The sequence below is a fragment of the Paenibacillus gorillae genome (genome assembly GCF_000513275.1).
GTDB classification, from domain to species: Bacteria; Bacillota; Bacilli; order Paenibacillales; family Paenibacillaceae; genus Pristimantibacillus; species Pristimantibacillus gorillae.
The window spans coordinates 1-21,682 of the sequence record NZ_CBVJ010000063.1; the positions used below are offsets into that span (position 1 = coordinate 1).

Annotated in this window: 22 protein-coding genes; 5 read left to right on the plus strand and 17 right to left on the minus strand. The window is 48.1% G+C overall.

Going from position 1 to position 21,682, the window contains the following annotated elements:
• Positions 1 to 655: 655 nt before the first annotated feature.
• A complete protein-coding gene (locus TY10_RS10665) occupies positions 656 to 1,078 on the minus strand; it encodes a MerR family transcriptional regulator (RefSeq protein WP_042163094.1) in 423 nt (140 codons plus the stop codon).
• A 152-nt stretch (positions 1,079 to 1,230) separates the two neighbouring features.
• On the opposite strand from TY10_RS10665, the gene TY10_RS10670 reads away from it, so the two are divergent.
• Positions 1,231 to 2,157, plus strand: coding sequence for an aldo/keto reductase (locus TY10_RS10670; RefSeq protein WP_042163096.1), 927 nt, complete (start codon positions 1,231 to 1,233; stop codon positions 2,155 to 2,157).
• Positions 2,158 to 2,225: 68 nt separating this feature from the next.
• Here TY10_RS10670 and TY10_RS10675 read toward each other — a convergent pair whose 3' ends face one another.
• From TY10_RS10675 to TY10_RS10680, 3 genes are all read right to left on the minus strand, one after another.
• Positions 2,226 to 3,236 (minus strand): HD domain-containing phosphohydrolase, encoded by a 1,011-nt coding sequence (locus TY10_RS10675; protein WP_042163098.1) that lies wholly within the window; start codon positions 3,234 to 3,236, stop codon positions 2,226 to 2,228.
• 87 nt (positions 3,237 to 3,323) lie between these two features.
• Positions 3,324 to 3,602, minus strand: a complete 279-nt coding sequence (locus TY10_RS31460; protein ID WP_420329395.1) for a hypothetical protein — start codon at positions 3,600 to 3,602, stop codon at positions 3,324 to 3,326.
• Positions 3,511 to 5,202, minus strand: a complete 1,692-nt coding sequence (locus TY10_RS10680) for a hypothetical protein (protein ID WP_052350479.1) — start codon at positions 5,200 to 5,202, stop codon at positions 3,511 to 3,513. The genes TY10_RS31460 and TY10_RS10680 overlap by 92 nt, the downstream gene beginning before the upstream one ends.
• Before the next feature lie 174 nt (positions 5,203 to 5,376).
• On the opposite strand from TY10_RS10680, the gene TY10_RS10685 reads away from it, so the two are divergent.
• A complete protein-coding gene (locus TY10_RS10685; RefSeq protein ID WP_052350480.1) occupies positions 5,377 to 5,868 on the plus strand; it encodes a YhjD family protein in 492 nt (163 codons plus the stop codon).
• Between the two features lie 43 nt (positions 5,869 to 5,911).
• Here the strand turns inward: TY10_RS10685 and TY10_RS10690 are convergent, their stop codons facing one another.
• The 4 genes from TY10_RS10690 to TY10_RS10700 all read right to left on the minus strand — a co-directional run bounded on the left by TY10_RS10690 (position 5,912) and on the right by TY10_RS10700 (position 7,684).
• A complete protein-coding gene (locus tag TY10_RS10690; RefSeq protein ID WP_052350481.1) occupies positions 5,912 to 6,214 on the minus strand; it encodes a hypothetical protein in 303 nt (100 codons plus the stop codon).
• A 175-nt stretch (positions 6,215 to 6,389) separates the two neighbouring features.
• Positions 6,390 to 6,566: a YjfB family protein gene (locus tag TY10_RS29760; RefSeq protein ID WP_081735210.1), complete on the minus strand. Its 177-nt coding sequence runs from the start codon at positions 6,564 to 6,566 to the stop codon at positions 6,390 to 6,392.
• A gap of 133 nt (positions 6,567 to 6,699) precedes the next feature.
• Complete coding sequence (locus TY10_RS10695; RefSeq protein WP_042163100.1) at positions 6,700 to 7,092, minus strand: VOC family protein; 393 nt, start codon at positions 7,090 to 7,092, stop codon at positions 6,700 to 6,702.
• Positions 7,093 to 7,348: 256 nt separating this feature from the next.
• Positions 7,349 to 7,684, minus strand: coding sequence for a zinc ribbon domain-containing protein YjdM (locus TY10_RS10700; protein WP_042163103.1), 336 nt, complete (start codon positions 7,682 to 7,684; stop codon positions 7,349 to 7,351).
• Between the two features lie 267 nt (positions 7,685 to 7,951).
• Here TY10_RS10700 and TY10_RS10705 point away from each other — a divergent pair, with 267 nt between their 5' ends.
• The gene (locus TY10_RS10705; RefSeq protein WP_042163105.1) at positions 7,952 to 8,407 is read left to right on the plus strand and encodes a DinB family protein; all 456 of its coding nucleotides are present in this window, start codon (positions 7,952 to 7,954) and stop codon (positions 8,405 to 8,407) included.
• A gap of 149 nt (positions 8,408 to 8,556) precedes the next feature.
• Here the strand turns inward: TY10_RS10705 and vanT are convergent, their stop codons facing one another.
• From vanT to TY10_RS10735, 6 genes are all read right to left on the minus strand, one after another.
• Complete coding sequence (gene vanT, locus TY10_RS10710) at positions 8,557 to 10,728, minus strand: serine racemase VanT catalytic subunit (RefSeq protein WP_420329396.1); 2,172 nt, start codon at positions 10,726 to 10,728, stop codon at positions 8,557 to 8,559.
• The gene (locus tag TY10_RS10715; RefSeq protein WP_042163109.1) at positions 10,721 to 11,566 is read right to left on the minus strand and encodes a D-alanyl-D-alanine carboxypeptidase family protein; all 846 of its coding nucleotides are present in this window, start codon (positions 11,564 to 11,566) and stop codon (positions 10,721 to 10,723) included. The genes vanT and TY10_RS10715 overlap by 8 nt, the downstream gene beginning before the upstream one ends.
• Entirely contained in the window at positions 11,563 to 12,627 is a 1,065-nt protein-coding gene (vanG, locus tag TY10_RS10720; RefSeq protein ID WP_042163129.1) for a D-alanine--D-serine ligase VanG, read from the minus strand. Before vanG ends, TY10_RS10715 begins: the two co-directional genes overlap by 4 nt.
• A gap of 239 nt (positions 12,628 to 12,866) precedes the next feature.
• On the minus strand, positions 12,867 to 13,355 hold the full coding sequence (locus tag TY10_RS10725) for a hypothetical protein (protein ID WP_052350482.1): 489 nt from the start codon (positions 13,353 to 13,355) through the stop codon (positions 12,867 to 12,869).
• A gap of 277 nt (positions 13,356 to 13,632) precedes the next feature.
• Entirely contained in the window at positions 13,633 to 14,205 is a 573-nt protein-coding gene (locus tag TY10_RS10730) for a DUF1697 domain-containing protein (protein ID WP_042163111.1), read from the minus strand.
• Between the two features lie 56 nt (positions 14,206 to 14,261).
• Entirely contained in the window at positions 14,262 to 14,819 is a 558-nt protein-coding gene (locus TY10_RS10735) for a TetR/AcrR family transcriptional regulator (protein ID WP_042163113.1), read from the minus strand.
• A gap of 171 nt (positions 14,820 to 14,990) precedes the next feature.
• Between TY10_RS10735 and TY10_RS10740 the strand changes: the two genes are divergently transcribed.
• Positions 14,991 to 15,863 (plus strand): oxidoreductase, encoded by an 873-nt coding sequence (locus TY10_RS10740; RefSeq protein ID WP_042163116.1) that lies wholly within the window; start codon positions 14,991 to 14,993, stop codon positions 15,861 to 15,863.
• Positions 15,864 to 16,349: 486 nt separating this feature from the next.
• Here the strand turns inward: TY10_RS10740 and abc-f are convergent, their stop codons facing one another.
• The 3 genes from abc-f to TY10_RS10755 form a co-directional block, all read right to left on the minus strand.
• Positions 16,350 to 18,302, minus strand: coding sequence for a ribosomal protection-like ABC-F family protein (gene abc-f / locus TY10_RS10745; RefSeq protein ID WP_042163117.1), 1,953 nt, complete (start codon positions 18,300 to 18,302; stop codon positions 16,350 to 16,352).
• Positions 18,303 to 18,649: 347 nt separating this feature from the next.
• Positions 18,650 to 19,111 carry an SRPBCC domain-containing protein gene (locus TY10_RS10750; RefSeq protein WP_042163119.1) on the minus strand — a complete coding sequence of 154 codons (462 nt, stop codon included), beginning with the start codon at positions 19,109 to 19,111 and terminating at the stop codon, positions 18,650 to 18,652.
• 93 nt (positions 19,112 to 19,204) lie between these two features.
• Positions 19,205 to 20,545 (minus strand): aminotransferase-like domain-containing protein, encoded by a 1,341-nt coding sequence (locus TY10_RS10755; protein ID WP_042163121.1) that lies wholly within the window; start codon positions 20,543 to 20,545, stop codon positions 19,205 to 19,207.
• Positions 20,546 to 20,690: 145 nt separating this feature from the next.
• Between TY10_RS10755 and TY10_RS10760 the strand changes: the two genes are divergently transcribed.
• Complete coding sequence (locus tag TY10_RS10760) at positions 20,691 to 21,500, plus strand: arylamine N-acetyltransferase family protein (protein WP_042163124.1); 810 nt, start codon at positions 20,691 to 20,693, stop codon at positions 21,498 to 21,500.
• The last annotated feature ends 182 nt before the right edge of the window (positions 21,501 to 21,682 follow it).

Here is a 21,682-nt window from a genome sequence, read left to right on the forward strand (position 1 = left end):
AATGCTTAGTTAACCGCTTATGCTACAGAGACGACTAGTTAGAGAGGGTTTAGTTAACCACCTATGCTACACAGGCGACTAGTTAGAGAGGGTTTGGTTAGCAGCCTATGCTACAGAGGCGACTAGTTAGAAAGCATTTAGTTAACCGCCTATACTTCAGAGACGAATAGTTAGAAAGGGTTTAGTTAACCACCTATGCTACACAGGCGACTAGTTAGAGAGGGTTTGGTTGGCAGCCTATGCTACAGAGGCGACTAGTTAGAAAGCATTTAGTTAACCGCCTATACTTCAGAGGCGATTAGTTAGAGAGGCTTTGGTTTGCAGCCTAATGTTACGGGAATGACAAATTAGGAAGGGTTATTTTCTGCTTACGTTAAAGGTCGCTGGATCGATAATTTAATATTATCCGCAGCTCGTGGAGGTCTGTGGAGGTTTTAATTGAGTGGGGTCATGCACTGTGAGGCCAGTCTGGATGTCGTGTGGTTCCTCGGCGTCCACAAGGACACAGTTCACCTGGTAGCGGAAGTTTGAAAAGTTAGCAGTTCTCCTCCCTCGCCTGTTTTGTTCATTTAGCGAGAGAGAAGGACTCGGTGGTTAACTGCTCGTTTAAGATTTTCCATTGGTATAAACCATGCTTTAAAAGCAGTCAATTCAACTAGCCTTTGAGTTCAGAATTCCCCGCTCCAAGCTCAGTCTTACGCTGCTCGCGAACAGCGAATTTCTCTCTGTACATCTGCGGCAAATGTTCGATTTTATAATTGATCGTCTCCAGGTTGCGCTGCGTATCACGAAGCTGCTGCTCTACATTTTTCCGATGCTGAACGAGAATTTCCAGCCCTTTCTCGACGACAGCATCATGATCGGTGCAGTAGTTGATAAACGTTCGGATTTCTTTGATTGGCATGCCGGAATTTTTCAGGCAGCAGATCAGGTCGATCCAGTCGACGTCCTGTTCATGGAAAACTCTTGTCCCGTTTTCCCGGTCAATGAAAGGCAGAAGCCCCTCTTTATCGTAGTAACGTATCGTATAGATCGATAAGTTTGTTTTTTGGGCCACTTGCGAAATGGTGTAATTCATCTCTTTCCCTCCAGCTTCGCTTGGTAATAAAAGGTCGTTTTGAGGTTACGCTAATGATAAGTTTGATTAATTTTCAAATCGAGGATTGACCTAGAGTTAACTCTATCGTATATCTTGAAAAAGTAAAGCCGATTGAAGGGAGATTATTAAAAATGAAATACATCGATATTGCCAATACCGACTTGAAGGTGTCCAATCTTATTCTGGGCCTTATGCGCATTAAACAGCTTTCGTTGATCGAAGCGGAGAAGCTGTTCCGTACAGCTATGGATGAGGGAATCAACTTTTTTGACCACGCCGATATTTACGGTCCTTCGTACGGGGAATGCGAATCTTATTTTGCAGAAGCCATTCAAATGAATGCAAGCATTCGTGAGAAAATGATTCTGCAAAGCAAATGCGGCATCCGCAAAGGATACTTCGATTTCTCCAAAGCGCATATTTTGGAATCGACGGACGGTATTCTGAAGCGGTTGAACACTGATTACCTCGATATTTTGCTGCTGCACCGCCCGGATGCTCTCGTTGAGCCGGAAGAAGTGGCAGAGGCGTTCGAAGAGCTTCACAAGAGCGGTAAAGTACGCTACTTCGGCGTATCGAATCAAAATCCGGCACAAATCGAGCTGCTGCAAAAATATGTGAAGCAAAAGCTTGTCGTTAACCAGCTCCAGTTCAGCATCGCGCATACGCCACTTGTTGACGCTGGCATCGCCGTTAATATGAATATCGATCAGTCGGTTAATCGCGACGGCAGCATTTTGGATTACAGCCGATTGAAAGAAATGACAGTACAAGCATGGTCGCCGTTCCAAAAAGGCTTCTTCAACGGACCGTTCCTCGGCGATCTCGAAAACTATCCAGAGCTCAACGAAGTGATCGACAGCATCGCAGCCAAATATGACGTAACCAACACGGCTATTGCCGTTGCCTGGATTACACGCCATCCGGCGAACATTCAAGTGGTGCTCGGCACAACAAATGTTCAACGTTTGCAAGACTCCTGCAAAGGGTCGGACATTCCTTTGACCCGGCAAGAATGGTACCAAATCTATACAGCAGCCGGCAATATGCTTCCATAATGCAACAAAACAAAGAGCACCGGCCCATGGGCGCGGTGCTTTTTGTTTTTGCTGCTAACCCATCCTGCTCACTGAGCAGCCAAATGAGGAACGAGCTGATCATCTTCTGCCAGCGACAGAAAAGAATCGACGATACTTGGATCAAATTGCCTGCCGCGCTGTTCGCGCAAGTAGTCAAGCGTTGAATCGAGGCTCCACTTTTCCTTATAGGCCCTCTTCGTTGATAAAGCGTCGAACACGTCAACAACACTGACGATCCTTGCTTCCAGCGGAATAGCTTCGCCCTTCAAGCCATGCGGATAGCCGGTGCCGTCCCATCTTTCATGATGGTATAAAATAATGTTTTTCGCGGTCTGAAGCTCTTTCTCGAACAGTTCGTCGTCCAGCTCGGCAAAAATTTTATCCACAATATCAATGCCAATGATGGGATGCATTTCGATAATCGTTCGCTCGTAATCGGCCAAAGAACCCGGCTTATACAATATGCCTTCGGGAATGCCCGATTTACCGATGTCGTGTAAAATGCTGGCATTTGCAATGCGGGCCAGCTCTACCTTCGGTAATGCCAGCTCCAGCCTCTCGTTATGTCTTTCCACTAGCAGCTCTGTTAAATTCTGCACACGTGACAGATGCGCTTCCGTTCCCGGATCACGAATTTCACAAGAAATGGCCAGCACCTTCAGCAAAGAGCCCTGCATCCGGCTGGCTCGATCTTCGTCCAGATAAAGACCTTGCTTCAGCTTTTCCAGCTCGCGGAATACTCCCACATAATAGAGTTCGCCTTCAATGTCGAACGGGGTAATTGTAATGAAGGAATGCCAGAGCTCCTTATCCCGTTTCTGGTTTGTAAAAACACCGGACCACGGTCGGCCGGCCTGAATTTGTCTCTTCATGCCATCGTAGACAGACTGGGATGTATACGGCGTACGCAAAATACCGGCACGCTTCCCGATTATTTCTTCTTCCTGATAGCCTGTAATCTTCTCGTATGCACCGTTTACGCGCAGTATCGTATGCTTGACATCCGTTATGATGACAGCATCTGCCAATTGCAAAAACAAGTTTAGTTGCTGATTCATGACAATCTCTCTTTCTTGTCTCTGTCCGTTAAAAGGAAATATAAGGTCGGTTCCATCTTACCATATCGATCCAGCCATCGTACATGATTATGAACCGTATTTTTTCACCATTGCGGACAAAGTAAGCAGCGGCCAAATATAGTTGTAGCTCGGATAATGCGTATACACGCTCCCCGGCAGCATCGCCCCGGTCGGATAATAATAGGTCCAGTTCCTCCGCTCCAGCGTACGAAGCAGCGCCTCGGCCCCTTTTTCGATTTCAGGTGTAAGCTTATCATTGGCGGCAATAAGCGCGTCCAGCGCCCATGCGGTTTGCGAAGGGGTGCTGGCGTTTAAAGGTACATACTTTTTCACCTTGTCGCTCAAGCAGGATTCTCCCCAGCCTCCGTCCGCATTTTGAATGCTCAGCAGCCAGTTCGCGGCCTTTTTTAATAGCTGGATGATCACTCGCCATACCTGCATCGGACATGCCCTGCAATGCCGCTCCGGTACCATTGATATAACAGATCCCCCAACGCCCGTACCAGCTTCCCTCCTTCGTCTGCTGAGACAAAATCCACTGCACCGTATCGTCAATCCAGCGATGGCCGATCGTCATGCCCAAATCCTTGCCAAGAAAGCTGAGGACCCGGCTCGTCAAATCTACGGTAGAAGGGTCAGTAGCAACGTCAGTTGATCCTTCGAACTGGAAAAGGCTAGCGGGCATCCATTTCCCCTTTCGCTCGAAAGCCGGCCAGCCCGCATCGTCATTACGCATCGCCAGCACCCAGTTTAATCCTCTCTGCCAATTGGCTGTACCATTCGGGAAGCTGTGGCTCTGCCGGTACGGAAGCAGCGCACGGAGCGCTGCGACGCTGTCATCCACATCGGGATAAAGCGTATTAATGTCGGAAAATCCCCAGCCCCCAGGTTCGGTATGCGGACATCGGATCGCCCAGTCGCCTTTGCGGGTCTGCTGTCTGGCCGCCAAATAATAAGCTGCGTTCTGAAGCGCCGTTGATTCGATTGCGACACCCGCGTCCTGCAAAGCATGGCTAAGGAGTGCCGTGTCCCACACTTCCGAGGTCGCAATCTGAATATGCGCACGGTCCATACACTGCAGCGAGCGGATGCCTTGCAGCTGCCGGATAATCAAAGGATCGTCCGCGGCGTACCCCAAAGCAATCAGCGAGAATATCATCAGAACGGTTGAAGTCTCATACGTGAGCAGCGTATCATTTGGCTCCAGCCGCTCCAGCATGTAGGCTTCTGCTTGCTCCATCGCAGCCGAGGAGCCAATGGAAGCCAGCGTGCTTGCGAGCGGAAGCGCCGAGAACAACTCATGCAGATTGGAGATCCAGGTTCGATCGTTCTTGAACGTCTTGGGGCCGTCCAGAAACAGATCCGATAAATCCGGCATATTCGCATTCCTTATATAAAATTGCTTGTTCGACATAATCAGTGCCGGAACTAAATGCGCGCGGGCATGGCCCGAAAGCGAAAATAAATCAAAACCGACGCCGAGCTCGGAGAAAAATACGGTCAGCGGAATCCGCAGCTGCCGCGGCCATTCCGCTTGGCCGGTTGCTGCAAAAATGACTTGCGTCAGCAGGCTGCGCGCCTCAGACAATCCGCCCTTGGAGCGAATGAACTGTTTAGCCTGCAAAATACGGTGATCCGTCGGCCGATAATATCCAGCGCATAACAGCGCATAGCAGGATTCGGCTGTCGTCTCTAAATTGCCCTCCGGCTCATCCGGATACAGCTTCCATGCTCCATTCTGGTATTGCGCTGCGGCAATCCGCACTGCCAGTGTGTGAACGAAGCCCGGGTCCCTTATTCCTAGTGCGGTCATCAGTATAATCAAATAATTGTCAGTCATAACGCCGGAATCAAAGCAAAACCGCCAAGCACCGTCAGCCGACTGACGGTGCAGCAGATCATTCGTCAGCAGCCTGATCCTCTCCCGCAAATTGCCCATATCCATAAGCGCGCCCATCCTTTGCAGCTTTAGTTTTCTTATGTATATGCGGCATTGCGGGAAGACATTATGATCGGGTGCTTAGAAGCATTCCTTTTCCAGCGAATCTTGCGAAATTATATTTTTGCTTTTGACTAAAGAACGTATGTTCGCATATAATGAAAGAGAGGTGACTTACGAATGACAGTGAATAGTAAGCAACTAATGGATAACGGGTATTCGGATTGCTTGAAGCCGACTGCATCAGAGCTTCACGAGCCTGCATGGCATACGGAATATGAAATCGCCGCTTCAAACGGCTGGCCTCCAGCGCCGCCTGCGGCCACGCACGATGAGCTTCAAATGATGCATGATTCAGTATTGCTGCCTATGGCGTACAGCATCGTAGAGAAGAATTTAACCGAGATTGAGAGCCGCGCAAGATCACTTCGACCATTGTTCGTCAAAGCGACTACGATTGTTTTGACACAAATGCGCACGGATTTAGCGGCAACTCAGCAAGCGCTTGATCAAGCGGGTATTGTCGTGCATGAGGAGGAGCATACGGAGGGTATCATCTTGTTCCGGTACACCTGCCGCGGCAACGACGGCGGTTTTGCGATCACTCGTGAATATGCGAGAAAAAACATCGGCAGCTTGATCTCGAAATATATTAACAGCATTTTTCGTTAGCTTGGCCAATAAAATAGACGTCCGCCAGGACGTCCACTCTATGTTAAGTAGCATACATCAGTACAATTAATGGGATAATCCATAACAGCGGTATGAGATTCACCCACACTGCGGCTTTAAATCTCCGTTTGTGGTAAAGCAGCCAACTGCACACTATCGTTCCTATTAGAGCTAGCGGATAGATCCAGACGTAAATAAAAAAGGCAATAGTCGCCGCGTCACCCAAAGCCTCCGGAGAATCAAACAGCATGAATGAGGTAAACGCAACCAGAATCCAAGCCAGCAAAGACAATGCGTAGGCCATCTGGAAAAGAAGAAGAAATAAATTCACTTTAGCATTTTTCACGTAAAGGTTGCACCTCTCTGAATGGGTGAGTGAATGAATAGCACTGATAATTGTTATCATACCATCCTTTCCCTACTTTTTTACTATACTTTTTTGAAAAAATAAAAAAGGAAAACCGTATGCTTGTAGCCGCATACGGTTTTCTTTCCATTAATTAGTGTAAAATTTGGGGTGATTATACCCGGATGTCCAGGTTTTGACCTACATTCGGATTAAGGCTTGTATTTATTAACTGAACGATGCCCTGACCCTGCTGCTCGGCCTGCTTGTTCGCCATGCTAAGCACTTTAATGCCGACAGCTTGTGATAGTGCAGATTGATTCAACGATACCGATAAAGCGGCTATATCCATTGTAATCCCTCCTCCTTACCTTATATCGGCTGACCGCACGTTATTTTTCACCCTTATCTAGTCAAAAGAATTCCTCAAGGCAGGATTTTATGGCTGCTTGCTTCTGCGCTTCGCAATTAGGGTCAGCACGTTCTCACAATGCAGCTTCATTTGGTTTACTGTCGCTCTTGCTTGAGTTTATGTGGGCCAGTATATTAATAAGTTTGCCAAACGGATCACGAACGTAAAACCTTCTAACACCCCATTCTTCATCCGCAGGCCCATACTCAATTGGAAAGCCGGCTTCCCTCATCCGTGCAAGGGCAACGTCAACGTCATCTACTTCTATAGATAGATCAGGCACCGGAGTGCCGTTTCCGCCATGTGCAGCAATACTAATTTGTACATTTGCCGATTCATCCGAACCATAAGTAGTTATCCAGCCATGGTCCATCACCAGTTCAAGGCCAAGCACCGTCCCATAAAACTGTTGCGCCGCTTCGACCCTGCCGGCCGCCACATTGGCAATGATTCGTTTTACTTTCATATGCAGATTCCTCCAATCAACAAGTATAAAAGTTGCTCGGCCCCTATAGATGCCCGACAATTTCATAATGAACAGAAATAACATTTACGCACTTATGAATTTTACTAGGGTCATACTCTTTAATTTCGACAAGCTATCCATGTTCCCTTTTCCTCAAAAGCAGCGTTAGCCGTGTTGATCAAACGAAAAAGAGCCCTCACACACATCGGAAATTCCGATGTACAGAGGACATCCTTTGTTAATTGCATTGGTTCGATTAAGCCTTTTTAACAAATTCAGACTTCAGCTTCATCTCGCCGAAGCCGTCGATTTTACAATCAATATTATGATCGCCGTCGACAAGCCGGATGTTTTTCACCTTTGTTCCAATTTTCAGAACAGATGAGCTTCCTTTTACCTTCAAGTCTTTAATTACGGTTACCGAATCGCCGTCATTTAACAGATTGCCGTTCGCATCCTTCACCAGCTTAACTTCCTCTGTCGTATCCGCAGCAAGATTCCACTCGTGGGCACACTCCGGACATACGAACAAGCTTCCGTCTTCGTATGTGTATTCGGAATTGCATTTAGGGCAGTTGGGTAAAGCAGCCATGATTTCATTTCCTCCAGATCCATATATTCGCTTTCCATACTGTCATAGTTTTTCGCTGCTGACAACCCTATTCGCAGTCCTTATATAGGAACATATGTTCTTTACAGTTCAATCCCATTCCAATATAATTATCCTAGCATCTAGGGCGTGTCTGAAAACCCGTTCAGTGGCACCTTTCACAGCCTTGCTTGGAACGATATTTCGGCAAAATTTACTGCGCTCAGAGTTCTCAGACACACCCTAATTTAATAGCAGGAGGAAGAACGAATGAATTCGAAAGCAATCCTTAGTTATCAGGTTACAACTGCAGAAATAGCCAGGTTAAGAGAAATTGAAGCATCTAAAATGCTCGGCCCTATTAAAGAAGGGAAATGGTCCATTAGAGAAATAATTGGGCATCTGTACTATTGGGATAAGTTTATGTTAGAGCAGCATATCCCTTATATGGAGCATGGAGCGAATCTCATCGCTTTCCCTGATCATGACGCTCACAACTATGAGGGAATCCAGTACATCAGCAGCTTTAACAATGTAGTTGCTTTAATTGATGAGTTTGTAACTACACGCAACCGGTTATTTGAAGCTATTAACATTGTGAACAACGACATACGGTTCACGATTGGTTCGGGCAAACGACAATTCTCAATCGAAAGTTATATCCGCATATTTGCCCAGCATGATATTCACCATTTAGAGCAGATCCGGAGCAAACTGTCTCTTTAGCTGCGCAGTTCCATGACCCACCGTCCGCTCTGATTAGCTAAATTCGCTTCGTTTTTTGCGAAGCTGCTTCGCTGTAAGGACGCACTTTCTTCACTTGCAGCGATCAGCACAGCTTGCTCCGCTTTCTACAAATTACCTCTCTCACAATATCATCGCGACACATAGACGCGCTCTACTCTGCTTCCGAGAGAGACTAGCACCTCGTTCGTCAGCGTACCGAGCCGGTCAGCGATTTGCGCCGCGGTGATGACCCCATCGCCATCCCGGCCGATCAACGTCACTATATCACCTTGTTCGACTCCCTCGATATCCGTGACGTCTACCATAAGCTGATCCATGCATATTTTGCCTACGATCCGAGCCTGCTGACCGTTAATTAGCACATATCCGCCTCGTTCCGCATATTCTCTAGCAATTCCATCAGCATAGCCGATAGAGAGTGTCGCAATACGGCAATTTCGCGGAGTAAAGTAATCTCCGCCGTACCCGATCGACTCACCAGCTTGAACAGACTTTACCAGGCTGACAGCTGCTTTCAAGGAAAGCACCGGACGAAGATCCACATCCGCCCGAACGGTATCTTTTTCGCTGCCCAAAGTTCCATAGAGTGCAATACCGGGCCGAGCCAAATTCATACCTACCCCTTCATAATTCAGCATGCCGTAGCTGCTCTGCAAATGAATACGGCCGGGATCGATGCCTACTTCTTTAATTTGAGCGATAACGCTTCCGAAAATTTCGAATTGTTTAAGCGTCAGTGCAATCCCTGCAGCGTCCTGACGGTCCGCTGCCGCCAAGTGGCTGAATGTGCCAGTGACCCGCAGAAGCTTCTGCCGATACATGGATAAAATTCGCTCGGTGTGCTCAAAACTTTCACCAAGACGCCTCATGCCGGTATCGATTTTGACATGAACCATCATCGGCCTTCCAAAGGCTTGCAGCCGCTCAGCGTCCTCCGCGCTGACAACAGTCTGAGTCAACCGGTAGCGCATAATGTCGCCCAGACGATGGTCAGCTGTATACCCGAGCACTACGATCTCTCCGCCGATACCGCTGCGCCGCAGTACGATCGCTTCCTCAACATCGGCGACGGCGAAGGATCGTACTCCTTCCTTGTATAATCGCCGAGCCACCTCAACGCTTCCATGTCCATAAGCATCGGCTTTGACAATCGCCATTATTGCGGTGCTCTGCGGAATTACATTTTGCAGCTGCTTCAAATTATGCGCCAAATGGTCCAGATCGATTTCAGCCCATGCACGATGCCGGGAATGTCTCTTCCCTTTTTGGGGACCACCTCCACGCCCTTTCCCCTTTATTAATTGCAGGAGCCAAATTAACACAGCAGACAGAACAACCGAGACAAAGGCAACGGTGATATAGAACACTGGTTTGTTTTCTACAATCAGAGCAAAGCTTCCTGTCGCTTTCGCTCCGCCCCTCACTAAGACAATCGTCCAGGGATGGATCATATAAATCCAGGTGCTAAGTGCCCTAATGTAAGGGTGCTCCCTTCCCTCCGCCGACTGAAGCAATCGGAACAGACTGTAGACGGCAGGAACCAATGCAAGGTACATACTGTCGTGGCGAGGCCAGCCTTCGGCATGAAGTACGATTCCTTCACCCAACAAAACAGCTATAGAAACAATAAACGCTGCAGAATACCGGAGTCTTGAGCGGGAAGGAAGCGGACGAAGCGCTGCCCATGCTCCAAGCGCCATATATAGAGGAGCGAAGCCAATCCCGTTGCGCGTATAATCAAATATCGTAAACATGCCGTCATACAAGGCCGTCAATACCGGACTGCCCGCCGTTAATCCATAGTAGCTGTCGCCGAGAAGTGCCAGTACATACAATACTGCAGACACTGCGAGCACTGCCTTCAGCGAAAGAAAAACCCGAAGTCCGTATACGATCCAAGCTCCCGTCATAAGAGCAGGCAAGTACCAGAGATGATAGAACGTTCCGTTGAACACGATATCTTGCAGCATTCCCCATACATGAATAGGTTGCTTGAAATAGCCGTCATACACATTAAGCGGCAAATAGGCGATAATTCCCACACCGTACAATAAGCCAATCCGAAGTGTGAAACGACGCATCGATGCCAGCTCGCGCTTCCGGTCGCCACTCCTTTTACCAAACAAGAAAAATCCGGATGCGATAAAAAAGAAAGGAACCGCAAGCCGCGCAATAATGCCCGTCAGCACAAAATCTGCATAAGGGTCAACCGACAATAGAGGGCCCAAATGTATGGTAATAACTAGAAAAGCAGCGACCAGCTTGAATGTATCCATTCCGCCGTAACGGATATTAGCCAATGTCATCGCCGCCTTTGTCTAGGCCGCCGCGGTGTACTGTAACGATAAAACCGTCATCATTATTGCCGGACCAGTCCACACTTTCGATATCTCCCTGAGGAATCGGTACCTCTGCCTTATCCCCCGCTGCTTGTACATAATAAATCTCGTAATTACCGGCGAAATAGAGATGTTGAATGCCGTACGGGAACCTTTTTAAAAAAGCGGTATATTCCTCCAGACAGAGGCCGTATTGCTCCATAACGACCGAATGCGGATAACCTATATAACGGTAATGCCACGGCTCACAAGCAATGCCCGTAACGGCCTCCTTGCCTTCCCGATAGCGTTGAATAAAACCGTATTCCGGGGCTAATTCGCGAAAAACCTCACTGATGGCACTCCCTGCAAATGTTGGACGAATATAATCCGTCTTTCCTCCGCGAACGCCAACGTCAACAGCCAATCCAGTCTGATGCTCGCTCGCGCCTGGCAAAGCAACATAGCTGTTCGCAAATGTCTCCCCGTGCTCAGCAACCGATTGCTCGTAAATTCGCTGCTGCTTTTCAGCAGAGCGATAGCCGCTGACAACGGTTATTTGATTACTTGCCCTGCAAGCTTCCAGCAAGCGTGATAATTGTCTAGAGCAGCTCACCTCTAGCGATATGAACGGCTCTTCGGCATGATCCGCCCGCAATATATTATCAGGCAAAGATACGATCGAAGCTGATTCGAATCGTACAGGATGGGATCGGTTAACAAGCAGCAGCGAGCCTCTATAAATATCAGATTGATTCAAACGTACATAACCATCATGCCGTTGCTCAGGCTTACGGGTTTCCAGCAGCTTCCCGCTCATACCCGTACCTCTTTCAATGCCGATTCGATCAACCGGTCCAGCAGCTCCGGGAATTGAATGCCGGCATAGCGCATCATATTCGGGTAACGGCTCTTGGAGGTAAAGCCGGGAATCGTATTAACCTCATTGAACAATAATCTGCCGTCATTGCCCAAAAACAGGTCAACCCTGGCGAAGCCGCTGCAATTCAGCTCCCTGTATATCCGCAAAGCCGTGGCTTTCACTAGCTCCTTCATCTCTGAAGCAACACGGGATGGCAGATGAATGGCTGCCGTGCTCAAGGAGTATTTTTCCTCATAATCGAAAAACTCCCCGGTCAACGCAATCTCATCGATTTCGCCGGCTATGGGATCGTCACCCGCATGTCCAAGAATTGCGCAGCCGAGCTCAATGCCGTCCACATGCCGTTCAATAACAAGTTTGCTGTCATGACGACGCGCTTCTTCAATGCCAGCTTCCAATTCAAGCTCTGTGTACGCCTTCGATATGCCAATCGAAGAACCGGATTTAGCAGGCTTCACATAAAGCGGATAACCAAGCTGGCTTGCTGCGGCAACTGCTTCGGCGACAGCCATTCCAGGAAAAACCGTAACGAACTCAGGCACGTCGATTCCGGCTGCTCGGGCAACTGTTTTCGCAAAAGCCTTGTCCATACAGAGTGCGGACGACAGCGTCCCGCAGCCGACAAACGGAATGCCGGACAGCTCCAGCAGCCCTTGAATCGTACCGTCCTCGCCATTTTTGCCATGCAGAACTGGAAAGACGATATCCAGCGGTGTAAAGCGGTGCTCCGTCCCGACAAGCTCAAGCAAGCCCTTATGATGACGGCTCGGCGAGATCACAGCAGGCACACAACTAGAATGCTCCAGCCAGCGGTCTTCCCGGATCAACGAAGTCTCTCCGTTATACCGATACCAGTTCCCTTCACGTGAAATACCGATCATTACGACATTGTATACCTCTTTATTTAAATGCTCGATAACGGCCGACGCCGAAGATAATGAAACTTCATATTCTGTCGAGCAGCCTCCAAACACAATTGCTACTGTTATTTTTGTCATCATTTAGTAAGCCTCCCCATTGATCTATCTGACTCTAGCTTAGAGGGGAGGTCTTAAATACGATTAAAGACAAACTTAAGAAAGTCCAAAGATTAAGGCACCAGATCTTAAAGATATAAGGAAAAATATTGAACTTTCTTAAAATCCGGACATAAAAAAACGCCCTTTGCAGGGCGCGCTCTTACATTTTGTTTTGTTTTACACGGAAGGCTTGCCGCATAATCAAAGCTATTGCATCCTTAGCGCAGCCCGACGAATGCTATCGAACCGTTATCCCCGCTGTATGGCGGCGCACCAGGCTTTGTAACATAACAGACAATGAGTTTGAAAGCCATGCCTCGAGCGATATTCTGGTTAAAGGTTAAGAGGAATTCCTGCCCCGTACTGCCGGAGACTTCAATCTTCACCTTCTCTTCTGTCAACGAATTATTTGCATTCACGCTGTCGTTCATACCAAGCGTCGCAATATTGGTTGGCATCGTCTCTGCTGTGTTCTGAACCCAATAGTTTTGAGGATTGATTCCTTTTACTTGATCCACCGGCTGATCATAAGTAACCCGCAGCTGGTTTGACGCTACTTGATTTATCCCTGTAAGCATCGGAATATCAGATACCGGTGCTTGTAACGTAACCGCAGTTGCTGCTGTAGCGGAAGGAGCTTGACCGTTAACGGTCATGGCAGCGAACACGAACACGCAAAAAATTACCTTCATTATGTAGACCTTCACCAATTATTCCTCCTGTTCTTCAATTGCAATTATGCAGTAGTCTGCCCTGCTCCGAATTAGCTCATTCTCTCCCGCTTAGAACAAAATCAAATGTGCAGCTGCTGTCACTTGGGATAGCGGCTGGGTATTCCATTATTTCCGGGGCAATAAGGCAGGCATCACCTTCGATTGCTTCAGCTTTGGGCTAATCGTCATAATAAAAGCGAAGGAAGCCCTGCAGCTATTAAATAGGCAGGGTTTCCTTCGCTTGTAAGACAGCTATAGGTGCTACAACACATTATTTTACGCCATTACGATCCATCTCTTCGCAGATGGCGATAAGCTTATTGATTGTTTTCCAGTTTCGTACTGTGGACGGTACGCCCAGCTTTTCTACTTGAACGGAGAGCTTAGAATTGCGAATGCTTTTCTGATACAGCAAGTAAATGTTGTTACCGGCAATATGGAATTGATCCTTTTGCAAATCGATTGTTTGCAATTTCTGGATTCGTTCGGCAGCAGGCTCCTGCAGCAGCATAGAAACATACAGACATTCCCCTTCACTGCTGGCCTCTGCCTCAGCAATTTGCTGTTCGGTAAAGGGACAGTTATCCGCAATTTGGCGCAGCTCACTATAACTTCTAATAATAACCTTAATAGTTAAACCAAACACCTTGTAAATCTGCTGCTCGATTCGTTCTCTAAGAAGCGCCTCGTTATCAGCCGAAGCAAATATGACGTTACCGCTTTGAATGTACGTTTGTACACCAGACAAGCCTAACTCTTTAAGCGCTTCCCGTAAATCGGCCATCTTAATTTTATTGTGCCCGCCTACATTTATGCCGCGAAGCAAAGCAACGTATAGGGTCATATTCTTATCTCCTTTCAGTAAATATTGGATTAAACACTCCAAACCACATGCTATCGTTACACTTTAATGGCCTTCCAGCAAGCCTCCATCGCCTGATGCATCTGCAGCTCATTTAATGGGTATTTTTCAATTTGATAGCCTCTGACAACCGAGGTAATAATACCATGAACGATCTGATGGCATAACATAACGTTCATCTCCCGAATGATTCCTTGTCGTTGTCCATCAGCAATAATGGACTCCATGGCTTCACGCGAAGCATCCTCCATGTTGCGAATATCTGGTGATATATAGGGAGAGTACGAATAACTGTCGATAAATAAGTATTCCTTGGAGAAATGCATCGCAAAGCGGAGCCGGTTCCGCTGAATGCCCTTGAATCGTTCATATAACTCCAGCTCCGGATTATAGCCCTCAAGCATGCTTTCACCCATATGAATTCTTGCTCTGCGATATACTTCATTAATTAATTCTTCCTTACTGGCAAAGTAATTAAAAACCGTTCCCGACCCCACATTTGCTTTCTTCATAATTTTGGCAAACGTAACGGACTGCAGCCCTTCCTCGTCAATCAGATCTAATGTGGCATTCATAATATCGTCCCGCTTACTCATCCATTCACCTCATTTCTCTCACTTTAGTATGAACGGAGAGGCTCGTCAATAATCCCAGTTGCTGGCTTGCTGCCGTTCTGGACTATTGACATTGTTTCGAATCAGGTTTAAGATGATCTCGTTGGAATAAAAATTCCAAAATTCAATACTCATCAGGGAGATGATCTTCATATGTCTAAAGTTTGGTTTATTACCGGCAGCTCTCGCGGATTCGGCCGAAGTCTTGCTGAAGCGGTTCTGGCTCATGGGGATAAATTGGTCGCGACGGCACGCAGACCTGAGCAATTAGCAGATTTAGTTCAAACCTACGGCAATCAAGTTCTGACCATACCGTTGGATGTGACTGACTACGAACAGGTTCAAGCTGCCATTCAAGCGGCAGTGGAAGCATTTGGCCGTATTGATGTACTTGTTAATAATGCCGGCTACGGCAATATTTCCTCCATCGAGGAGACTTCCATAGAAGATTTCCGGGCTCAGCTCGATACGAACCTATGGGGTGTCATCCATGTAACAAAAGCGGCTTTGCCCCTTTTACGGAAACAGGGCTCCGGCCATATTATCCAATTCTCCTCTATCGGAGGACGCAGCAGTGCTCCTGGCTTAGCGGCTTATCAATCAGCCAAATGGGGTGTTGAAGGTTTTTCCGAGGTGCTGGCCAAAGAAGTATCCTCTCTCGGCATTAAAGTAACGCTAATCGAGCCAGGCGCCTTCCGTACTGATTGGGCAGGCTCCTCCATGCAGCATATTGAACCTGCGGAAGCTTACAAAGCATCAGTCGGCCAGTTAATCGATCTGGCTCGTGAGCGTACGGGCAAAGAAAACGGCGATCCGGCAAAAGCAGCTCAAGCCATTATTTCCATCACAAATGAACAACAGCCTCCGCTGCGGCTTCTGCTGGGCAGCGATGCGCTTGCTATCGCACGGACGGTAGATCAGGAGCGCCTCGCCGAAACGGAACGCTGGTCAGCGCTGAGCGTATCAACAGATTTTGAAGCAGTTGAGCTGGACGATCGAGTAGCCCGAGGTTTCAAACAGAACTAATTCCCACACAAAAAAACACGTCCATCGCGGACGTGTTTTTTTGGTTTTCTGCAGTTACTGTATTTCATCCGTCGCCTTCTAGAATCACCCGGCGCATATCCTATCAGAATATGCGGAAAGCCCTACAGCTTCTACTGCTTTAGGTGCTTCATCATTCCGCTTCCCGTCAGACTTAATTAATTGAGCATTACCAGCTCCGATTGATACGGCAGCAAGGTGAATGACAACCTGCCTTGCTCCGAAGTTGTTGCGCCTGTCCACAAATCGTCACCGTATACGTCTGGCTGCCGTTCAAACCGGCACGGGACATGTCGAAACCAACAGTCCTTTCACCATTATTGCCCTCAGCGAAAAAAACGATCAAAAGCGATGTAAGCTATGCTAATCGTTTAACTGTCTAACATAAAAAAAGCCGGCCCTCTTCAGGGCCAGCATGCTCTTGCTCTTGCTCTTGCTGTTCTTTGTCTGCTGCTATCACTCTGCCAATTATTCGCCGGAAAGGTTCAGCCATTCCTCCATCAGCTTATCGAGCGAGGAGGCCAGCTCCTCTCGCTTCCTCCACTCTTCTTCCAGCAGCACGGAGTCTGTTTCAGCCGCCATAGCATGCAATGCTTCATCCGATTGAGCCAGCTTGGTCTCTAACGAAGCAATTTCCACTTCCAGCCGGGAGAGGCTACGTTGGTCTTCTCCTTTGTCAGCCCGCACTTCATTACTCTGTATCGCGTTGGACTTTTTCCCCTTATCAATCGTTGTACTCAACGAAGACGATGAAGGTGAAGATGTGGCTTTCTCTTCCGTTCGAGCCGCTTCTCGTTCCCTCTGCCCGCTATATGCATCGTAATTGCCAAGATAAGATTTTACTCTGCCGCCCTCCAGCTCCCATACCCGCTCTGCCAGACGATTAATGAAATAGCGGTCATGCGAAATCGCCAATACTGTACCGGGAAAATCATCGAGCGCCTGCTCCAGCGCTTCTCTCGAATCGATATCGAGATGGTTGGTCGGCTCATCCAGCAGGAGCAAATTGGGATTGCGAGTTACAATGAGCGCCAGCCGCAACCGTGACCATTCACCGCCAGAAAGCGCGGCAAGCGGCTTGAATACATCATTCCCATAAAATAAATAGCCGGCAAGCACATTTCTAGCTTCGCCCTCTTCGTATCTGCCCTCTGTCCGGAAATAGTCCAGCAGCGTCTGCTTGCTCTCGCTGACCGCCTCCTGCTGGGCCAAATAGCCGAGCTCTACGCGAGAGCCTAAGGTGACGCTCCCCTCATCCGAAGCTTCCATGCCTTGAATGAGCTTGAACAACGTCGATTTTCCACTGCCGTTCTCGCCTAGAAGCACAACCCTTTCCCCGTAAAATAAACGGCCTTCCGCCCCATCGAGCAGAACACGTTCGCCAAAGCTTTTGCGGATATCCTCGAAGGCTAGAACGACACGGGCCGAACGGTCTAGCGGAGACAACTCAAAATTGGCTGTTTTCCTGTTCAATTGGGGACGTTTGACCATCTCCATCTTCTCCAGCGCTCTGCGTATAGAGGCTGCCCGCTTGAAGAACTTTTCATTGCCTCCAATCCGTCCCCATTCCTCCAATTGACGAATGGACTCCTTCATTTTTTTTACAACCTTCTGCTGCTCTTGAAATTGTGCAAATTGCTGCAGCAGAAGCTGTTCTTTTTCAATCACATAACCGCTGTAGCTAACGGGATAGAGCTGCGCTCCCCCATCTTCCAGCTCTATCGTCCGGTCAGTCGCTGCATCCAGAAAATAGCGGTCATGCGACACGATGATACAGGTGCCTTCGTACCGGCTCAAATACTGCTCCAGCCACTCCAGACCTTTTAAATCAAGATGATTCGTCGGCTCATCGAGCAGCAGCAGCTCTGGGCGGGTAATTAATTGAGAGGCCAGGACGATGCGGGTCTTCTCTCCCCCGGATAAGCTTGAGAAAGCACGATGATCGTTGCCGCGATCAATTTGCAGGCCGCTTGCTACCTGATCAATCCGCACATCCATCTCATAGCCTCCGCCGCGTTCGAAGCGTTCTTGCGCAGATGCATAGGAATGAAGCAGCCGCTCCAGCTCTCCCCCCTCGCCTGCTTCACCGGAGCTGGACAAACGCTCCTCCAGCAGCGTCATTTCCCGTTTGATAGCAAGAAGCTCTCGGCAGCCATATGCGAGCGTTTCATATACGGTCAATGTATCGAATGCCGAAGGAATTTGCGGCAAATATCCGATTTGCAGCCCCTTGCGGATCGCAAGCATTCCTCCATCCGCCTGCTCATGGCCAGCAATCAGCCGAAGCAGCGTCGATTTTCCGCTGCCGTTTCTTCCAATCAGTCCATACTTGCCACCTTCTTGTATTTGCAGGGAGATGCCGTCCAGCACCAGATTTGCCGCGTGGTATTTATTCAATTGCTGCATGGTTATAATTATCATAGTTAAGAGCCTCCTGTTATATCGGAAGACCCCGCTTAATCCGTAACCAAAAAAAGAGCCGCGGCAACAAGCCCGCGACCCTTCAGGATACAAAAAATCCGTTGTGGTTAAGGTAGGCGTCTTCTCGCGAATGGTTTAAACGTATAGTCGAATTTAGACAGACTGATCCCGTTCGCGAAAAACGTGTGAGTAATGCCAGCCATAGAAACTGGCAGCTGGCTTATGCGGTTGTTAACCAATTCGTGATTCACCTACCTCACCCCCTTCAACATAATTAGAGTTACTATAACATAACCATAGCAAAGATGGCAACGTCAGCTCATGCCTATCCTGTCAAACACGTATCATTACTTTAAAGATTCCGCGTAGCTTTTAATCGAATCCATGTAAGAAGATGCCGGAAACTCGGTTTTCGCATGCTCATATCCCGGATTGCCTTCTGTCCAAACGCATGTCAGCTCCAGACGCGTCGTAACGGCATCTGCGACGGTCAATTTAAAAGTCATATCGCAATAGACCGTTTCGTGATTTTCATTATAAGCCGGAGCGGGATGCTGTTCGTAAGCAAACTCAGCGAACGGTCTGAACGAACGGACAAAGCCGTACACATGCAGCGTATCATCGCCTTCCGGTCCCGGTCCCCGGAATTCAATCCTGGCGCCGGGCTCAAAAGTGGATTCTATACGGCTTCCGAACAACGTGGCCCTCGTGCCTTCCGAATTCGTAATAGCTGCCCATATCTGTTCCGGCTTCGCCTTGATTAGAATATCGTAAGTCAAACTATTGCTGCTGCGCTCCTGATTCTCCATCCGCCCACATCCTTTTCCTGAACTATACCCCAATCCATTTCGCTAAAAATGGATGGCTTATCCAATCCATCTTAGTCCAACCCCATCGCTATTTCAACTATTAGCCCGTCTCGTTTCCTTGACAATGGCCTTCACACCCTCGTCAATCTGCTCAAGCCGAGCCCGAGAAATGCTGATCCGCAGAAACTTGTCCCGCTCCAAGTAATCGGACAGATAAAAATTCCGGCTGGTGACAACGCTTATCTCTCTAGCTGCAAGCCGGCTAACCAGACTTTCCAGATTGACCGTTCTCGGCAGCTTGAACATCGTATGAATTCCTGCGCTCTCTCTAGCGAGCTCGATCATTCCGCGCTCATCATAGCGGTCGAGAGACTGGATCAATTGGCCGATTTTAGGCGCATATTGGCGGTAAATTTTATGTTTATGCCGCTCGTACATGCCGTTTTTAATGTAGACCTCTAGTGCGGCCTGTGACAGCAGCGAAGTGTCCGCATAGTTTTTATAGGTGTGGAAAATATCAATCAAACTCTCCGGCAGCACCGCTGCACCCAGCCGCAGACCCGGAAAAATGATTTTCGAGAAGCTTTTCAAATAAACGACATGCCCGCTTGTGTTGTACGCATAAATGGGATCAAACGTATGCTCATGGCCCAGATCAGCCATATAATCGTCTTCCACAATGTACACGTCATATTTGGCAGCCAATTCGGCGATTTTCTTCCTTTCCTCCACCCGGAGAGAAGTGCCTAGCGGATTATGGTAGCGGGACATCGTATAAAAAAACTTAATGCCGCCCGAGCGGAATCTCGCCTCCAGCTCCATCAGATCCATGCCGCTCGCTGATCGGGCGATCCCGCATACTGGAAGCCCTTCGGCTTCCAAATAGCTCAAATAAATATCATAGCTTGGCTGTTCCACCAGAATGACCGATTTGCCGTTTGGAAAAGGCATTTTCGCCAGCTTCTCAAGTGCTTGCTGCACCCCGGAAGTAATAACGATCCGATCGGCCGTTGTAAACACTTGATCATTCGCCAAATGTGAAGCGAGCGTCAGCCTGAGCTTTTCCAATCCCTTGGAATCGCCATAAGTGAACAAGTTGTATTTGTACGCATCGATCGCCTTGTTCAGGCAATGCTGGAAATCCAGATACGGGAACACATTCAAATCCGGGGACGCCGAGGCGAAATCAATGGCTTTGTCATCTGTGTCTGCCTTTGTACTTCCCGCCTTTTCCACCACATAATAGCCGCTTTGCGGGATCGAATATATCGTATGACGGCGCTCCAGCTCCTCATATGCCCTTATAACGGTACTAATGCTGCAGCCATACTGCTTTGCCGCGCTGCGGACGGAAGGCAGCTTCTGCCCCTGCTTAATTGATTCGTCTGCAATTTGCTGTTCCATATCGGTTATTATCGCCGAATACTTTTTCATAGCCGCTCCTTATTCTCCGTTCTGTTCCCTAGTATAAACAAGTTTCAACTGTACCGATACAGTCGATTCAATTCTATATGGTTGGAGCTGCCAATCTGCTTTAGAATAAAATTAACAACAGCTATCAAGACCGGAGGTTACGACGATGAATGAACAACTAAATGATTTATTTCGCAGCAGAGTCGGGTATCCAGCAGAGAATACCCTTACTTTCGAGGATTTGCCCCGTATTTTGGAGCTGGCGGGGAGGACGATTCCGTTCGAAAACTTCAGCATCATGGAACGAAACACCAGAAGCATCACGCAGCAAAACTTGCTGGACAAAATTTTAGTACAGGGAGAAGGCGGCCTCTGCTATGAACTTAATTCCTTACTGTACCTTTTCCTGCTGGAAAATGGCTTTAACGCCGTCATGACTCGCGGAGTCGTATTCAATAATGAGACCCAGAAGTTCATGCCCATCGGCAGAACGCATGCCACTATTCTTCTCTCTTATGAAGAACGGACATATTTGGTTGATACAGGCTTTGGAGGCAATCTCCCCTTAACGCCTGTTCCGTTAACCGGGGAGACCGTACAGACGTCAAATGGCGAATTCCGAATCCGTAAAGCCAACAGCGAGCATGGCGACTACCAACTAGAAATCAAGCTCAAGCATAAGGACCCTGATTGGAAAATCGGCTACGTGTTCAATTCCCGGATACTCATATCCGATGTGACCGAGTTGGATGAGCTGCAGCAATTAATTGCAGAGCATGAGCTGTCCGTTTTCAATAAAGACCCTCTCATTATGAAACTGACTGAAGCAGGAAGCATGACGTTGACGGATCATTCCTTCACCACCTGGGCTAACGGAACGATGACGAAGGAGGAAATCGGGGGGAGTCGATACAAGGAGCTGCTTAAGCAGCATTTCGGAAGAACCTTAGCCGAGATAAAGCAAGTCGAAGAGTAAGGTTTGACCGCCAACGTGCGATCGAGCACCGCGTACCGCTGTGTGCCACCTGTCTAGATGCGAAATCGACTCCGTATGTTAGTCTCCACATACCAACGGAGAAACAAAATGTAAAAGTGCAGGTTGATACGTCTAAAACGGTCTAAAATCCCATTCAAAATGTAAAAGTACATTTGAAATAG

Excerpts from the sequence above, each read along its gene's own strand:
- TY10_RS29760 (WP_081735210.1), bottom strand. The coding sequence starts at position 6,566 with ATGGATATAGCCGCTTTATCGGTATCGTTGAATCAATCTGCACTATCA.
- abc-f (WP_042163117.1), bottom strand. The coding sequence starts at position 18,302 with ATGATAATTATAACCATGCAGCAATTGAATAAATACCACGCGGCAAAT.
- TY10_RS10665 (WP_042163094.1), bottom strand. The coding sequence starts at position 1,078 with ATGAATTACACCATTTCGCAAGTGGCCCAAAAAACAAACTTATCGATC.
- TY10_RS10740 (WP_042163116.1), top strand. The coding sequence starts at position 14,991 with ATGTCTAAAGTTTGGTTTATTACCGGCAGCTCTCGCGGATTCGGCCGA.
- TY10_RS10755 (WP_042163121.1), bottom strand. The coding sequence starts at position 20,545 with ATGAAAAAGTATTCGGCGATAATAACCGATATGGAACAGCAAATTGCA.
- TY10_RS10705 (WP_042163105.1), top strand. The coding sequence starts at position 7,952 with ATGAATTCGAAAGCAATCCTTAGTTATCAGGTTACAACTGCAGAAATA.
- vanG (WP_042163129.1), bottom strand. The coding sequence starts at position 12,627 with ATGACAAAAATAACAGTAGCAATTGTGTTTGGAGGCTGCTCGACAGAA.
- TY10_RS10715 (WP_042163109.1), bottom strand. The coding sequence starts at position 11,566 with ATGAGCGGGAAGCTGCTGGAAACCCGTAAGCCTGAGCAACGGCATGAT.
- TY10_RS10685 (WP_052350480.1), top strand. The coding sequence starts at position 5,377 with ATGACAGTGAATAGTAAGCAACTAATGGATAACGGGTATTCGGATTGC.
- TY10_RS10695 (WP_042163100.1), bottom strand. The coding sequence starts at position 7,092 with ATGAAAGTAAAACGAATCATTGCCAATGTGGCGGCCGGCAGGGTCGAA.
- TY10_RS10700 (WP_042163103.1), bottom strand. The coding sequence starts at position 7,684 with ATGGCTGCTTTACCCAACTGCCCTAAATGCAATTCCGAATACACATAC.
- TY10_RS10675 (WP_042163098.1), bottom strand. The coding sequence starts at position 3,236 with ATGAATCAGCAACTAAACTTGTTTTTGCAATTGGCAGATGCTGTCATC.
- TY10_RS10670 (WP_042163096.1), top strand. The coding sequence starts at position 1,231 with ATGAAATACATCGATATTGCCAATACCGACTTGAAGGTGTCCAATCTT.
- TY10_RS10760 (WP_042163124.1), top strand. The coding sequence starts at position 20,691 with ATGAATGAACAACTAAATGATTTATTTCGCAGCAGAGTCGGGTATCCA.
- TY10_RS10730 (WP_042163111.1), bottom strand. The coding sequence starts at position 14,205 with ATGACCCTATACGTTGCTTTGCTTCGCGGCATAAATGTAGGCGGGCAC.
- TY10_RS10680 (WP_052350479.1), bottom strand. The coding sequence starts at position 5,202 with ATGGATATGGGCAATTTGCGGGAGAGGATCAGGCTGCTGACGAATGAT.
- TY10_RS10735 (WP_042163113.1), bottom strand. The coding sequence starts at position 14,819 with ATGAGTAAGCGGGACGATATTATGAATGCCACATTAGATCTGATTGAC.
- TY10_RS10750 (WP_042163119.1), bottom strand. The coding sequence starts at position 19,111 with ATGGAGAATCAGGAGCGCAGCAGCAATAGTTTGACTTACGATATTCTA.